Consider the following 13,510-nt stretch of genomic DNA (forward strand, 5'->3'; position numbering starts at 1 on the left):
CAGTTAGCGGGCTGTCAGGTCCATTGCCTGCCGGCGCCAGTGCTGGCAGGCCCAGACCAGGATCTCATCCGGGCTTGATGCCTGCAGTGACGCCGGTGGTTCCTGGCCGAGGGCGTCCAGTGCGCGGAACAGGTTCTCGGAGGCCCGGTCATCGTCAAGGGCGGGCGCGTGGGTCTGCTTGCTGAGCTTTTGCCCCTGTTCGTTTAGGATCACCGGTATGTGCAGCCATCCGGGTGGCTCGGCACCCAGGGCCCGATAGATCTGTTGTTGCTGGGCAGTCATGTCGAGCAGGTCCGAGCCCCGGACCACGTCGGTAATCCCCTGATCGATATCATCCACCACCACGGCCAGTTGGTAGGCGTAGAAGCCCTCCTTGCGCAGGAGGACCGGGTCGTCAAGCTCTGCCTGAACTACCTGATGTTGCGGGCCAAGCAGCTCATCCTGCCAATGGCATTGCTCATCGTGCAGGGTAAACCGGACCGCAAAAGGACGGTCGCCCGGCTGGAGCCTGGCTTCCCGGCAGTGATGCGGGTGCCGGCCGCCATTGGCCAGGAGTTCCTTGCGGGAGCAGGGGCAGCGATAGGCATGCCCGGTGGTCAGCAACCGGTTGATGGCGTCCTGGTAGGCGTCATGGCGTCGGGACTGGAACCGGACCGGCTCGTCCGGAAACAGGCCGTGGGCTTCCAGGCTTCGGAGAATCTGGCCGGTGGCCTCCGGAGGTTCCCGGAGCGGATCCAGGTCTTCAATGCGAATCAGCCACTGGCCGCGGTGGACCCGGGCTTCGACATAGCTGGCGACAGCGGTAACGAGGGAGCCGAAATGCAGTGGGCCCGTTGGGGAGGGTGCGAAACGGCCCCGGTAGCGTGGATTGGCCATGGGAAAGTCAGTCTGCCGGTCGCCTTCCGGTTTCCGGCAGACAGCTGGTTTCGGGATCAGATGCCTGTCTGGCGCTCACGGATCTCGGCAAGCGTCTTGCAGTCGATGCACAGGGTGGCAGTCGGGCGAGCCTCAAGGCGGCGGATACCGATCTCGACACCACACTGATCGCAGAAGCCGTAGTCGTCCTTGTCGATCCGGTCGATGGTCTGGTCGATCTTCTTGATCAGCTTGCGCTCACGATCACGGGTACGCAGTTCCAGGCTGAACTCTTCCTCCTGGGTTGCGCGATCACTCGGATCCGCGTAATTTGCTGCGTCTTCCTGCATGTGGTGCATGGTGCGGTCCACTTCTTCCATCAGCTCCTGTTTCCATTGCAGGAGCAGATCCTTGAAGTGCTGCAACATCTCGGCACTCATGTACTCTTCACCCTTCTTCATTTCATAGGGGGTGAAGTTGGTAAAACGTTCGCGTGACTGTTCTGCAGTATTTGCCATTGAACCCGGCCTCTTGTTTGTACTTCACAAGAACGCTTTGCTTCCCATCATGCCAGCCCGGAGGCTGTGCGATTGTACCCTGGATGAAGCATTCGTCCTGAAACGGGAATTTGCGGAAAATAGCAGATTAGTCACGGGGGTGCCAGCCTTGTGACACTGACTTTTGCGGAGATGACATGAAGTTTTCTGAACCTTTGGTCGAAGGCCGGCTTATTCGCCGCTACAAGCGCTTCCTTGCGGACATACGGTTGCCCGACGGCACTGAAGTGACGGCCCACTGCCCCAATACCGGTTCCATGCGCGGCTGCCAGCCGGAAAACGCCAGGGTCTGGCTCAGCGAGAGCAACAATCCCAAGCGCAAGCTGAAGTATACCTGGGAGTTGGTGGAGACCCGGCCCGGAGTGCTGGCCTGCGTAAATACCGCCAGACCCAATGCCCAGGCGAGGCATGCGATTGAAGCCGGCGTGGTATTGGAGCTGGCCGGGTATGCTGAATGTCGGTCGGAAGTGAAGTACGGTGGGGAGAAAAGCCGTATCGATCTGCTACTGTCCGGCCATGACAGCCGGCCCGATGCCTGGGTGGAAGTGAAGAACGTGACCCTGGATGAGGACGGGGCCGGGTACTTCCCCGATGCCGTCACCACCCGTGGCCAAAAGCATTTGCGGGAGCTGATGGGGCAGGTGGCGCAGGGCGAGCGAGGAGTCCTGTTCTTCGTGGTCAATCACACCGGCATCGACGAAGTGCGGCCCGCGGACCACATTGATCCGACCTATGGCCGGCTACTTCGGGAGGCGGTTGCCGCCGGAGTTGAGGTTCTCGCCTATCGGGCCGCGCTGGTAAATGCTGAAGGTGATTTTTCGGGCAGTCTGGTGCTGACCGAGGCCGTTCCGGTCAATCTGGGAGCCTGATCTGCCATTGGCCGTCCTTTTCCATCAGCTCCAGTGCGGTCAGGGCATCGCCCTGGCACGGACCGGCGATGCATTCGCCTGTGCCGGTCTTGAACAGGGCGCCGTGGGTAGAACACTGGAGGAAGAGGTTGTCCGAATCCATGAACCGACCCGGCATCCAGTTAAGCTCGATGCCAAGGTGCGGGCACTGGTTCAGATAGGCCCTCGGTTCGCCGTCATCGAGAAACAGGAAGCCGGTCAGGGGCATTCCCTCCGGTTCCCGGGCCTTGACGGTCAACCGGAACTCGATGAACTGTCCCGGCTGCAGGTCTGCGGTGGAGCAGACCGGTTGCCAGGGATTGGTGCCTTCAGACATGGAATATCTTACTGCCTTCTCAGTGGCCCTGCAGCCCGAAATGCTGGCGGATACGGTCCGCCACCGCCTCGGCCACATGCTCCTGGTCGGTGTGCAGATGGATGGTGTGGGCCTTCTCCATCGCGGTGAGCGGCTCGAACCAGCTTTGCTGGGCATCCAGCAGTTCCTCGGTGGCCTCGGAGGCATCCCCGGAACGGCTCCGGATCCACTGCCGGCGCAGGTCCTCGGGCGCTTCGCAATGCAACAGGGCGAAGGGCGCGGCCCGGTCTTCGGCTACAGCGGCAAACAGGTCCCGCTCACTCTGCTTCAGGCAGGCGGCATCAACGACTACCGGAATGCCTGCGGCCAGGAGCTCAGCTGACAGGTCCGCAATGCGCTGGTAGGTCCGGGTTGTGGCCTCCGGTGTGTAGAGGCCCTCACCGGTGTCGGACTTGCTGTCCTCCAGTGGCCCGAGACCATGCAGGCGTTTGCGCTCGACGTCAGAGCGCAGCCGGATCAATCCCAGTTCCCCGGCCATGGCGGCGCTGACACAGCTCTTGCCGCTGGCGGACAGGCCGGTGGTGGCCAACAGGTAAGGGTTCGGAATGATGCTGTAATCCTCGGCCAGCTGTGCATAGCCCCGGTAGCGCTGCATCAGTTCAGCCTTTTCGTCCTCACCCATGTCCGGATTGCCCATGGTGAACAGGGCAATCTTGGCCCGGACCATGGCGCGATAGGCCTTGTACAGGGGCAGCAGTGGCAGTGCCTCGAAGTCGCCCCGGTACTCCAGATATGTGTTCAGTACGCGGTTGGCCAGGGCCCGTTCATGGCGGGATTCCAGGTCCATCAGCAGGAAGGCCAGGTCGTTGATGACGTCGATCCAGCGGAAAGGCTCGTTGAACTCGATGCAGTCGAACACGGTGACTTCGCCTTCATACACCGTGATGTTGGCAAGATGAAGATCACCATGGCATTCACGGACAAAGCCGTTGTCGTGGCGCCGGGCGATCAGCTCCCGGTGTCGTTCAAAGGTGGTCAGGGTCCAGGCTTCGAGGTTGTCCAGCTGTGCCAGCAGCGTCTTGTCGTCGATCAGCGGGCGGATCTGGTCAAAGTTCTCCTGCATGGCGGCGTAAACCGCTTCCGGAGTGCCCAGGGGCTTGTCCTCCGCTACGGGCGGCAGCTGTTCGTGGAATTCGGCCGCCTGCCGGGCCACGCTGGTGAGCAGTTCCGGTGTCAGCTGACCGCGCTCCTGCAAGCGATCAAAGAGCTTGTCCTGGTCGAACTGGCGCATCCGGATGACATACTCGAAGGGTTCTCCCTCACCACCGATAACCGGTTTTTCCGGATTGCCGGTGATAGGAAGTACTTCCAGATAAAGCTTGCTGGCCAGCCGACGGTTGAGCCGGAGTTCTTCCTCGCAGAAGTGTTTGCGCCGCTCCAGAGTGGAGAAATCGAGGAAGCCGAAGTCCATGGGCTTCTTGATCTTGTAGGCGTAGTCGCCGGTGAGGATTACTTGGGAAATGTGCGTTTCGATCACCTGAAATTCCCGGACAGGGTGGTCATACAGCGCCGAATTCTGCAGTGCCTGAATCAGCGTATTGCCGGACGTCTCGCTCACGGTGTTCTCCTCGCATTCCCTGAACTCGTTGATTTTTGAAGCCCTATCATAACGGGCAGATTACAGAAATAACACACAGCGGGCCTGCCTCACCGGGGTATCCCTTCGCTATAATCGCGCCATGGCAAAATCAAAGACTCCCCGTAAATCCCCCCGCAAATCCCCGAAATCCAGCCGCCAGCCCTGGTTCTGGCGTCTGTTTTTCCGAATTTCCCTGATCGCCCTGGTGTTGCTGGCCGGCTGGATGGTGTATCTGGATGCCGTGGTGACCTCCCGTTTCGAGGGCCGCCGGTTCGAGATTCCCTCCCGGGTATACGCACGGCCCCTGGAACTTTATGACGGAGCCAGCGTCAGCACGACGGCCCTCCAGAGAGAACTGGAACTATCCGGTTTCCGAAGGGGGGACGGTACCAAGGCCGGCAGCTACAGCCGCAATGGCAATCGTTTCGTGATCAGTACCCGGGGCTTCCGGTTCCCGGATGGCGAGGAGGCACGACGTCGGATTGCCTTTGGCATCTATGGTGACCGGGTCGAAAACCTCCGGGTCCTGAGTGGTGACCCTGCACCGATCGTGCGCCTGGAGCCGGCGCAGATCGGTGGCATCTACCCGACCCACAAGGAAGACCGCATCCTTGTCGAGCTGGACAAAGTGCCGGACTTGCTGCCGGCGACCCTCATGGCGGTGGAAGATCAGCATTTCTATGACCATTTCGGCGTTGCGCCCCTGTCCATCGCCCGGGCCATGCTCGTGAATCTCCGGGCTGGGGAGATTGTCCAGGGGGGCAGTACCCTGACCCAGCAGTTGGTGAAGAACTTCTTCCTGACCCGGGAGCAGACCCTGTTGCGCAAGGGTAACGAAGCGCTGATGTCGGTGCTGCTGGAATGGCACTATGAGAAAGACGACATCCTTGAAACCTATCTGAACGAGGTCTACCTGGGCCAGGCGGGTACCCGCAGCATCAACGGCTTCGGTCTGGCCAGTCAGTTCTATTTCGGTGAATCCCTGAATAACCTCGAAGTTCACCAGATCGCCCTGCTGGTGGGAATGGTCAAGGGACCGAGCTACTACAACCCCCGCCGGAATCCGGAACGGGCCACCGAGCGCCGGAACCTGGTGATCTCCGAGATGGAAGAGGCGGGGCTGATTGATCCGAGCCAGGCGGCCCGGGCCCGGGGGTTGCCTCTGGGCGTCAGTAAACAACCTTCCTACTCCGAGAACCGTTATCCGGCCTACATTGATCTGGTGCGTCGGCACCTGGCCCGGGATTATCGGGAGGAAGATCTGCGCAGCGAAGGCCTCAGGATTTTCACGACCCTCAATCCGGCTATCCAGTATGCGGCCGAGTACGCAGTGGAAGATACTATGCCCCGGCTTGCCAGCGGTGAAGTCCGGGAAGCCCTGGAGGCGGCCCTGGTGGTTACCGCCAAGGACAGTGGCGAGGTGTTGGCTCTGGTCGGCGGCAAGGACCCCGGGTTTGCCGGCTTCAACCGGGCATTGGACGCTGAGCGACCCATCGGTTCCCTGATCAAGCCGTTTATCTATCTTTCCGCGCTGGCGCAACCGGATCGCTACACCCTGATTGCACCGGTCAATGACAAATCATTTGCGCTGGAATTCGATGATGGCAGGCGCTGGGAGCCGAAGAACTACGACAAAAAGGAGCGGGGTGAGGTGCCCCTGCATGAGGCCTTGTCTCATTCCTATAACCTGCCGGCGGTTCGGGTCGGGCTGGATATCGGTGTCGATGTGGTCGCCGAGACCCTGCAGGCGTTCGGCGTGACATCGTCCATCTCCCGCTATCCGTCCATGCTGCTCGGCTCGGTGTCCATGACGCCGGTCACCGTCGCCCAGATGTATCAGGGGCTGGCCACGTCCGGCTTCAATACGCCTTTGCGCACCATCCGAGAGGTGACGGATTCCCAGGGAGAGCCGCTGAATCGCTATCCGCTGGAGGTGGACCAGGTTGCTGACCCGGCCGCCGTGCACCTGGTGCAGTACGCAATGCAGGAAGTCATGCAGGAGGGAACCGGTCGCTCGGCCTATTACACCATCCCCGAGCAGTTGACCGTAGCAGGCAAAACCGGCACCACCGACGATGGCCGGGATTCCTGGTTTGCCGGTTTCAGCGGTGATCTGCTGGCGGTTGCCTGGGTAGGTCGTGATGATAATGGCCCGACCTCGCTGTCGGGTGCCTCCGGTGCGTTGCCGGTGTGGTCGCGGTTCATGGCTGGCGTGCCCCAGCATGGTTTCTCGCCAGTGGTACCGGACGGTGTGACCTATCATTGGGTCAACGCCGAGAGGCAGGCATTGACCGATGAATACTGCGACAATGCCCGCTTCGTACCATTCATAACCGGCAGTGAGCCGGATCAGGAGGTTTCCTGTTCTGGTACCCTGCAGCGTCGAATTCAAGGCTGGTTTGAAGGATTGTTCCGATGAAGATATCTGTGCTGACCCGTGCCGGTGCCCTGGGCGCCTTTCTTGCTGTGGCAGGCTGTGCCAGTGGTCCCGGTTCCATTTATGTGCCGATCGGTGGTGGTGAGACCTCCAGGGCCCCGGAGCCACCACGGACCTCCACCAGCGAGCCGGAAGAGGAGCCGGTATGGCGCAAGAGCGAGCAGCCGGAGGAGGAGCCCACGGTTGTTGAGGAGCGCCGCGACACCGCGCCCAGCTATCAGGACTCGGGAGAGAGTCTTTCCCCGGCGGCCCAGAGCCTGGTCAGTGAGGCTGATAACCTGCTGGCCCAGGGCAACACCTCCGGAGCCATTTCCCGCCTGGAGCGGGCGCAGCGCATCGCACCCCGTTCGGCGGAGGTCTATTTCAAGCTTTCCGAGGCCTACGTGGCAGCCGGTAACCTGGGCAGCGCCGAACAATTCACTCTGAAGGGGCTGTCGCTGGCAGGTGACAATGCCCGTCTGCAGAGGGCAGGGTGGTTGTTGCTGGCGGATATTCGCCGGGCCAGGGGGAATGTGGCCGGGGCGGATCAGGCGGAAGCTAGGGCTGCGGCGCTTTAGAAATAGAAAGGGCGCGAATCACTGTCGCGCCCTTTCCCCCATTGGGCGGAGCTCTTTACTGAGCTACTTGAGTATCAAAGTCCGCAGTTGCAGTCTCACCCTCAGTCACTTCTACATTCTGCCTTCCTACAAATGTCAGGTCGTCATCGGCGGGTTGTCCATCAGCTGTCTCAACGAAGTCATCGCCGCAAGAATAACTGACGGTATATTCCCCCGTCGGAATGAATGCTGCTGTGTATGTGCTTTCGCTGCCATTGTAGGTTACGGGGACAACAACCAGCGGTTCGTTCGCGCTGCCAATATCATCCGGAGCCTGATTAAACTCCTCGTGCACATAGATGTTTCCGAGGAAGGACTCCTCCATGGTGGTAACGTCAGTGCATTGTTCGTTAATGAGTTCCGCCGTTACAGTTCCGCTAATCGTCCCTACGGTAGAGTTGTCGACGAGTCTCACCACAGGCTTGAGCTTGTAGATTGTATCATTCTGTGGATTTACGATGGATTTTCGGACATCAAAGTCGATGGTCAGCGCCACTTCTCCACCGGCAGGAACCACGAAGCCGCTTGTCTGTACACCGCGTGCTGAGGGGGTGGTGAGGTCGTAGACAGCACCATCAATTTCAATAGTGTTGTTGGTGCCAACTTCCAGGCGCATCCAGCTGTATTCGCCAGCCGGAACTTCTTCATCCTGAATCAGAGCTTCAACGGCGCCGCCCTGCAGTTCGAGAAGGTTGAGTGGCTGTGGGAAGTCGAATTCATACCGGAGTCGGTCACCGTCTGGTGATTGCAGGACCAGTGCCTCAACTTCGATGTTTACGGCATCGGCATTATCAATCGGTGCGTCCGTGAGCCCGACGCTAACACTACCGGTAGACGAGCCACCATCACTACTACCACCGCAAGCGGCAATACCCGCTGCCAGCGCAGATACGGCGAAAATCTGGATTGAACGCTTCATACAACCTCCGTGGTTTTTGGCTGAATCTCCCTCAATCCACGACACAAATTCCGGGAGGGTTCCGGAAATTTTGTTAACCTTTCCTCACTAACCGGTAATACGGCGGTTTCCGGGCCCCGCCCGTAACTGCAACCGCGTGCCAGTCTGGTATAGACTTGCCGCTTCAACAGCGAACCACACGGGTAGTAACGGTTTTGTCGATTCTTTCCTTCAAGTCGGGTAAAAAACGGCGTTTCGAGATCCTGATCCAGCCCCATCTTGAGCCCATGTACCGTTTTGCCTTCCGGCTTGCGGGTCAGCAGCAGGATGCCGAGGATCTGGTCCAGGATGTTGTGGTCAAACTGTATCCCCGTCTGGAGGAACTGGAGACGGTGGACCAGTTGCGCCCCTGGTTGAATCGGGTGCTGTACCGGCATTTCATCGACCAGCTGCGGCGGAAGAGCCGGCAGGGCGACCGGCCCATGAGTGAACTGGTGGAGGCGGATAGCCAGGCGGACTGGCTCGACAGCCTGGAGGCCGAAGATACCGGGCCGATGGCCCTGTTGGAGCTGGATCGGCTGGGCCCGGAGCTGGACAGGGTCATTGCTACGCTCGAGCCCGACCAGCGTACATTGTTGCTTCTTCACGATGTGGATGGCTGGCGCCAGGATGAGATTGCGGAAATTCTGGATATCCCCCTGGGGACAGTGAAATCCCGCTTGCATCGGGTCCGCGCTGCACTGAGAAAAAAATTACAGCAACAGCTGGAACCAACAGCAGGCGCCGGGCGTGTGGAAAACTGAGGTGATAACTATGTCCTGTCGGGAAATCCGCGTAAGCCTTGTTGCTTACCTGAACAATGAGTTGCCAGCCCAGCACCGGGAGAAGGTGGCTGAGCATCTGTCGGTATGCACAGCCTGCAGCCGGGCACTGGAGGCGGAACGGCTGTTGGGTGAGAAATTGAAGGTTCGCCAGCGCATTCCCGAGCCATCCCGGGGGTTTGAGTCCCGGGTGCTTTCGGCGGCAACAACGGACCCTGTCCGGCAGGTGCGCTGGAGCCATCGAGTACTTGGTGGAGCTATCGCGGCGGCGCTGGCGTTGGGTGTGTCGCTGGGTGTGATTGTGAACAAGGGAACCTCTCCCGAACCACAACAGCTGGCAGGCCAGCAGGCATTGGAGCCTGTGGTTTTCGAGCCCGTTGAGCAGATGGTACGGCTGGCATTTCGTTCTGGCCAGGCATTGGACAATGTCACCCTGACGCTTGAACTGCCTTCGAACGTAGAGTTGTCTCCATGGCCGGGGCGCCAGGAACTGAGCTGGCAGATCAGCCTCGATGCCGGTGAGAATGTGGTTTCCTTGCCCTTGAAAGTCCTGTTTCCGGGCAGGGGAGAGTTGGTCGCTCACCTGAATACAGGAGAGCAGCAAAAGAGTTTCCGGGTCGAGATTCCCGGTGCGATTGAAGATCAGGAGGTGCCGGCATCATGAGATGTTATGTTCCGGTAATAGTGCTGGTTGCGTTGTTCGCTTCCGAGACCCAAGCGCGTGAGGACCTTGATGTCACCATGCGCATGGTTCTTGATGAACGGGCTCTGACCGAATCCGTCGTCCGTGAGATCGAATTGCCCGAACCCGTGTCCGTTGAACGGCCGGATCGGGCCAGAGAGAACCGGGATGCACCGGGGGTGGACATGGCCCGGGATGCCCGTGAACAAGGCCGGGAATTCGGTCAGGAAATGGCGGAAAAGGCCCGCGAATCTTCCCGGGAAAAGCCTGACAGGTCTGAGTTGCCTGAACAGGTCCAGGAAGTTCGAGACAACCTGCCCGAGGCAGCCAAACCCCGCAATTGATTCTACTGCCCGCCACGCCCCGGCGGGCAGCCATTTTGCCCTCTCCCTGTTATACTTGTCGCGTTATCGTTCGGTAACGCTGGCTCGCTGTCAGCCCGCCGACTCATCCCCCTGGTCCGGAACAAAACGGAAGGTGTTGTTTGCTGGCTGCCTGCCTCACCCGTAAGCTGCTTCTGAGTTGCTCGCTCCTGTTTGCCTCCGTGCCATCACTGGCGCAGGATCCCTCCGGGGAATCGCCGGCGCAGGCGGACTTCCGAAAAGGTGTCGATCTTTTCCAGCAAGGCGACCTGAAGGCCGCGCGACAACGGCTGGAAGCGGCCCGCGCGGCCGGTCTGGATTCCATGACGCTCCATTACAACCTCGGTGTGGTGTATTACCGACTGGGTCAGCTGGATGCCGCAGAAGAGTCGTTCGCTCGTCTCTTGTCTTCTCCCCATGAAACCCTGGCACGCTATAACCTTGGCCTGATTGCCCTGGCGCGGAACGACGAACCGGTCGCCCGGGATTACTTCCTGTCGGTCATTGAGAGCGACGGCCCTGACAAACTGCAGGACCTCGCCCGGGCCAGGCTGGTGGAAACCGGCGTTCAGGTGCCGGTGTCCGGTCAGCGCCCCCGTCGCCTTTATCTGGCTGCATCCGGTGGTTACGACAGTAACATCGCCGGTCTCCCAGAGACCGCCACCACCCGGGAGGGCGGCCTGTTCCTGGATGCGGTGGTTGCCGGCAGCGTCCGTGTCCGCGGCGACAAGAACACCGGCTGGGATCTGGAAGCTGCCTTTTTTGGCCGGGACTATCCGGACGACGATGACTACAACACCCGATTCCTTCAGGGCAAACTTGCCTGGTCAGAACAGGGTTCGGGTCTGAGCCGGCAATTGGGGGCGGTACTGAGCCAGTCCTGGTTCGGTGCGGACGCGTTCGAAACGCGTTATGGCGTGGAGGGTCTCATGGCCTGGACCCAGTGCCCGGTTGCGCTTCCGGTCGATGGCTGCGATATGTCCCTGGCAGCTGCCCGGGTCGACGGGGGCAGCTCGTTCGAGGCCTATGATGGTCAGTGGTATCGACTGCGGGCCAGGGCGGCGCGCAGGATCGGGGCGTGGAAGCTGGAAGGCAAGTACCTCTGGGAGTTGAATGACCGGAGCGATCTGGCTTCCGGCAGCCAGTTTGTCAGTGTCTCACCGCAACATCACGCCATTGAAGCGGTCGCCCGTTACAGCGTTCAGGCAGATATGGTGCTGGGCGCCATGGGCGGATTCAGGTACAGCCGTTATCAGGATTCCCACCGTTTGCTGGAGGGCGAAGCGGTGGTGGTTGAACGCCGCACAGACCGGCGCTGGGAAACCGGAACTTTTGCGGAGTATGGCCTGAGCCGGAGCTGGCTCCTGCGGGGCGAGTGGCTGTTCCGAGACAACAGTAGCGCGATAGACAGTTACAGTTACCAGCGCCACACATTCATGGTGACGCTGGAAGGCGTACTCTGAGCCCGGCCTTTCGGCCGGACCCGGAGCTCTGCAATTACAGCGTCGCCATCACTTTGCGGGCCGCGGCAATCGTGTGCTCGATGTCCTCGTCGGACAACGCCGCACTGGTGAACCCTGCCTCAAAGGCGGAGGGTGCCAGGTAAACCCCTTCCTTCAGCATGCCCTGGAAGAACTTCTTGAAACGCTCCACGTCGCAAGCCATCACCTGGTCGAAACGGGTGATCGAGGGTTCTTCGGTAAAGAAGAAACCGAACATGGCCCCGGCGCTCTGCACCGTCATCGGAATGCCGGCTTCGTCAGCCACCTGTTTCAGGCCATTGCGCACCTCAATGGTCTTTTCGGTGAGCCGGTCATGGAAGCCGGGCTCGGAAATGGCGTTGAGCGTGGTCAGGCCCGCTGCCATGGCCAGTGGATTGCCGCTCAGGGTACCGGCCTGGTAAACCGGACCCAGGGGCGAGATGTGCTCCATGATTTTCCGCTTGCCACCGAAGGCGCCCACGGGCAGGCCGCCGCCGATCACCTTGCCCAGGGCAGTCAGGTCCGGGGTGACGCCGTAGTAGCCCTGAGCCCCACCCAGGGACACCCGGAAACCGGTCATGACCTCGTCAAAGATCAGGACAGATCCATGCTGATCGCAGACTTCACGCAATGTTTCCAGGAAGCCCGGGACCGGCGGGATGCAGTTCATGTTACCGGCGACCGGCTCCACGATGATGGCTGCGATCTGGTCACCCATTTTCTCGAACGTGTCCCGGACTTCGTCGATGTCGTTATAGGTCAGGGTCAGGGTATGTTCCGCCAGGCTGGCGGGAATGCCGGGGGAGTTGGGTACTCCCAGGGTCAGGGCGCCGGAGCCGGCCTTGACCAGCAGTGAGTCCACGTGGCCGTGATAGCAGCCCTCGAATTTCACGATCTTGTCGCGGCCGGTGTAGCCTCGCGCCAGTCGAATGGTGGTCATGGTGGCTTCGGTGCCGGAGTTCACCATGCGCACCAGGTCAATGGAGGGCACCAGTTCGCACACCTTCTTGGCCATTTCGGTCTCGATGGCGGTGGGGGCACCATAGCCAACGCCAAGGTCGACCTGGGTATGCAGGGCCTGCTTGATGCGCGGGTCGGAGTGGCCGAGGATCATCGGGCCCCAGGAACCGATGTAGTCAATGTAGCGGCGATCGTCTTCGTCAAACAGGTAAGCGCCTTCGGCGTGCTTGAAGAAAATCGGGGTGCCGCCCACGCCACGAAAGGCCCGTACCGGTGAATTCACGCCACCGGGAATGTATTTTTGCGCCTCTTCGAACAAGGTTTCGGAGTGTGTCATGGTTCGGCTCCTGTTAATCCGATAATGAGAAAAGTGGATGATGGGCAGCGAACAGCCGCCCGAAGGCTCTCGCCCTCTGTTCAATCTGTTCCGGTGTGCCGCCGAATACGCCCCCGACCGCGGCCAGCAGGTCGGCTCCGGCCCGGATAAGGGAAGCACCGTTTTCCGCCGTTACCCCGCCGATGGCCGTCACCGGTTTGCCGAGATGTTTTGCCTCGGTCAGGACAGCCGGATCTGCTCCGGGTGCCTCCGGCTTGGTACCGGACGAGTAGAAGCGTCCGAAGGCCAGGTAATCGGCTCCCTCCGCAAGCGCATGGCGGGCCAGCTCCAGTCTGTCATGACAGGTGACCCCGATAATCGCATCGTCACCCAGCAGTTGGCGGGCCAGCACCAGCGATCCGTCGCTCTGGCCGAGATGTACACCCGCGGCTCCGATGCGCTTTGCCAGCTGTGGATCATCGTTGATGATCAAGGGCACACCGGCATTAATGCAAATGGCCTGAAGGTCCCGGGTCTGGCGCCACCGCTCTGGCCAGGGGGCGGTTTTCTCCCGGTATTGTACCAGTACGGCGCCGCCGCGCAGTGCGGCTTCCACGGATGCCCGCAGGCGATCAGGCGGGGTGAGTTTGCTGTCGGTTATGGCATACAGGCCGGGACGAAGGCCTTTTTCTAGCGTTCCCAC

The 13,510-nt window shown here is 60.5% G+C and carries 14 protein-coding genes; 7 read left to right on the forward strand and 7 right to left on the reverse strand.

What is annotated here, in order from left to right; all coding sequences use genetic code 11:
- Nucleotides 1–3 precede the first annotated feature (3 nt).
- Together gluQRS and dksA are read right to left on the reverse strand one after the other, a co-directional pair.
- The gene (gluQRS, locus tag ACESMW_RS08470; protein ID WP_372986603.1) at nucleotides 4–876 is read right to left on the reverse strand and encodes a tRNA glutamyl-Q(34) synthetase GluQRS; all 873 of its coding nucleotides are present in this window, start codon (nucleotides 874–876) and stop codon (nucleotides 4–6) included.
- 56 nt (nucleotides 877–932) lie between these two features.
- The gene (gene dksA, locus ACESMW_RS08475) at nucleotides 933–1,373 is read right to left on the reverse strand and encodes an RNA polymerase-binding protein DksA (RefSeq protein WP_091997293.1); all 441 of its coding nucleotides are present in this window, start codon (nucleotides 1,371–1,373) and stop codon (nucleotides 933–935) included.
- A 176-nt stretch (nucleotides 1,374–1,549) separates the two neighbouring features.
- Here dksA and sfsA point away from each other — a divergent pair, with 176 nt between their 5' ends.
- The gene (gene sfsA / locus ACESMW_RS08480) at nucleotides 1,550–2,281 is read left to right on the forward strand and encodes a DNA/RNA nuclease SfsA (RefSeq protein ID WP_372986604.1); all 732 of its coding nucleotides are present in this window, start codon (nucleotides 1,550–1,552) and stop codon (nucleotides 2,279–2,281) included.
- On the opposite strand, the gene ACESMW_RS08485 is transcribed toward sfsA, so the two are convergent.
- Together ACESMW_RS08485 and ACESMW_RS08490 are read right to left on the reverse strand one after the other, a co-directional pair.
- Complete coding sequence (locus ACESMW_RS08485) at nucleotides 2,265–2,636, reverse strand: Rieske (2Fe-2S) protein (protein WP_372986605.1); 372 nt, start codon at nucleotides 2,634–2,636, stop codon at nucleotides 2,265–2,267. The two genes, sfsA and ACESMW_RS08485, sit on opposite strands and share 17 nt — an antisense overlap.
- Nucleotides 2,637–2,655: 19 nt before the next feature.
- Nucleotides 2,656–4,233, reverse strand: coding sequence for an AAA family ATPase (locus tag ACESMW_RS08490; RefSeq protein ID WP_372986606.1), 1,578 nt, complete (start codon nucleotides 4,231–4,233; stop codon nucleotides 2,656–2,658).
- Between the two features lie 121 nt (nucleotides 4,234–4,354).
- Between ACESMW_RS08490 and mrcB the strand changes: the two genes are divergently transcribed.
- Nucleotides 4,355–6,673 carry a penicillin-binding protein 1B gene (mrcB, locus tag ACESMW_RS08495; RefSeq protein WP_372986607.1) on the forward strand — a complete coding sequence of 773 codons (2,319 nt, stop codon included), beginning with the start codon at nucleotides 4,355–4,357 and terminating at the stop codon, nucleotides 6,671–6,673.
- The gene (locus ACESMW_RS08500) at nucleotides 6,670–7,248 is read left to right on the forward strand and encodes a tetratricopeptide repeat protein (RefSeq protein WP_372986608.1); all 579 of its coding nucleotides are present in this window, start codon (nucleotides 6,670–6,672) and stop codon (nucleotides 7,246–7,248) included. The genes mrcB and ACESMW_RS08500 overlap by 4 nt, the downstream gene beginning before the upstream one ends.
- 55 nt (nucleotides 7,249–7,303) lie before the next feature.
- On the opposite strand, the gene ACESMW_RS08505 is transcribed toward ACESMW_RS08500, so the two are convergent.
- Nucleotides 7,304–8,206, reverse strand: coding sequence for a DUF4382 domain-containing protein (locus ACESMW_RS08505; RefSeq protein ID WP_372986609.1), 903 nt, complete (start codon nucleotides 8,204–8,206; stop codon nucleotides 7,304–7,306).
- Between the two features lie 194 nt (nucleotides 8,207–8,400).
- Here ACESMW_RS08505 and ACESMW_RS08510 point away from each other — a divergent pair, with 194 nt between their 5' ends.
- The 4 genes from ACESMW_RS08510 to ACESMW_RS08525 all read left to right on the forward strand — a co-directional run bounded on the left by ACESMW_RS08510 (nucleotide 8,401) and on the right by ACESMW_RS08525 (nucleotide 11,513).
- Nucleotides 8,401–8,988, forward strand: a complete 588-nt coding sequence (locus ACESMW_RS08510) for an RNA polymerase sigma factor (RefSeq protein WP_372986610.1) — start codon at nucleotides 8,401–8,403, stop codon at nucleotides 8,986–8,988.
- A 10-nt stretch (nucleotides 8,989–8,998) separates the two neighbouring features.
- Nucleotides 8,999–9,670, forward strand: coding sequence for an anti-sigma factor family protein (locus ACESMW_RS08515; protein ID WP_372986611.1), 672 nt, complete (start codon nucleotides 8,999–9,001; stop codon nucleotides 9,668–9,670).
- Nucleotides 9,667–10,032 (forward strand): hypothetical protein, encoded by a 366-nt coding sequence (locus tag ACESMW_RS08520; protein ID WP_372986612.1) that lies wholly within the window; start codon nucleotides 9,667–9,669, stop codon nucleotides 10,030–10,032. Before ACESMW_RS08515 ends, ACESMW_RS08520 begins: the two co-directional genes overlap by 4 nt.
- Nucleotides 10,033–10,172: 140 nt before the next feature.
- The gene (locus ACESMW_RS08525) at nucleotides 10,173–11,513 is read left to right on the forward strand and encodes a tetratricopeptide repeat protein (protein ID WP_372986613.1); all 1,341 of its coding nucleotides are present in this window, start codon (nucleotides 10,173–10,175) and stop codon (nucleotides 11,511–11,513) included.
- 34 nt (nucleotides 11,514–11,547) lie between these two features.
- On the opposite strand, the gene hemL is transcribed toward ACESMW_RS08525, so the two are convergent.
- Nucleotides 11,548–12,828, reverse strand: a complete 1,281-nt coding sequence (hemL, locus tag ACESMW_RS08530; protein WP_372986614.1) for a glutamate-1-semialdehyde 2,1-aminomutase — start codon at nucleotides 12,826–12,828, stop codon at nucleotides 11,548–11,550.
- Between the two features lie 13 nt (nucleotides 12,829–12,841).
- A complete protein-coding gene (thiE, locus tag ACESMW_RS08535; protein ID WP_372986615.1) occupies nucleotides 12,842–13,510 on the reverse strand; it encodes a thiamine phosphate synthase in 669 nt (222 codons plus the stop codon).

It is taken from the genome of Marinobacter sp. (genome assembly GCF_041690455.1).
Classification (GTDB): Bacteria; Pseudomonadota; Gammaproteobacteria; order Pseudomonadales; family Oleiphilaceae; genus Marinobacter.

What these genes read in the sequence shown, in the direction of transcription:
- mrcB (WP_372986607.1), top strand. Translation starts at nt 4,355, where the DNA reads ATGGCAAAATCAAAGACTCCCCGTAAATCCCCCCGCAAATCCCCGAAA.
- dksA (WP_091997293.1), bottom strand. Translation starts at nt 1,373, where the DNA reads ATGGCAAATACTGCAGAACAGTCACGCGAACGTTTTACCAACTTCACC.
- ACESMW_RS08520 (WP_372986612.1), top strand. Translation starts at nt 9,667, where the DNA reads ATGAGATGTTATGTTCCGGTAATAGTGCTGGTTGCGTTGTTCGCTTCC.
- ACESMW_RS08485 (WP_372986605.1), bottom strand. Translation starts at nt 2,636, where the DNA reads ATGTCTGAAGGCACCAATCCCTGGCAACCGGTCTGCTCCACCGCAGAC.
- ACESMW_RS08505 (WP_372986609.1), bottom strand. Translation starts at nt 8,206, where the DNA reads ATGAAGCGTTCAATCCAGATTTTCGCCGTATCTGCGCTGGCAGCGGGT.
- gluQRS (WP_372986603.1), bottom strand. Translation starts at nt 876, where the DNA reads ATGGCCAATCCACGCTACCGGGGCCGTTTCGCACCCTCCCCAACGGGC.
- ACESMW_RS08515 (WP_372986611.1), top strand. Translation starts at nt 8,999, where the DNA reads ATGTCCTGTCGGGAAATCCGCGTAAGCCTTGTTGCTTACCTGAACAAT.
- sfsA (WP_372986604.1), top strand. Translation starts at nt 1,550, where the DNA reads ATGAAGTTTTCTGAACCTTTGGTCGAAGGCCGGCTTATTCGCCGCTAC.
- ACESMW_RS08500 (WP_372986608.1), top strand. Translation starts at nt 6,670, where the DNA reads ATGAAGATATCTGTGCTGACCCGTGCCGGTGCCCTGGGCGCCTTTCTT.
- hemL (WP_372986614.1), bottom strand. Translation starts at nt 12,828, where the DNA reads ATGACACACTCCGAAACCTTGTTCGAAGAGGCGCAAAAATACATTCCC.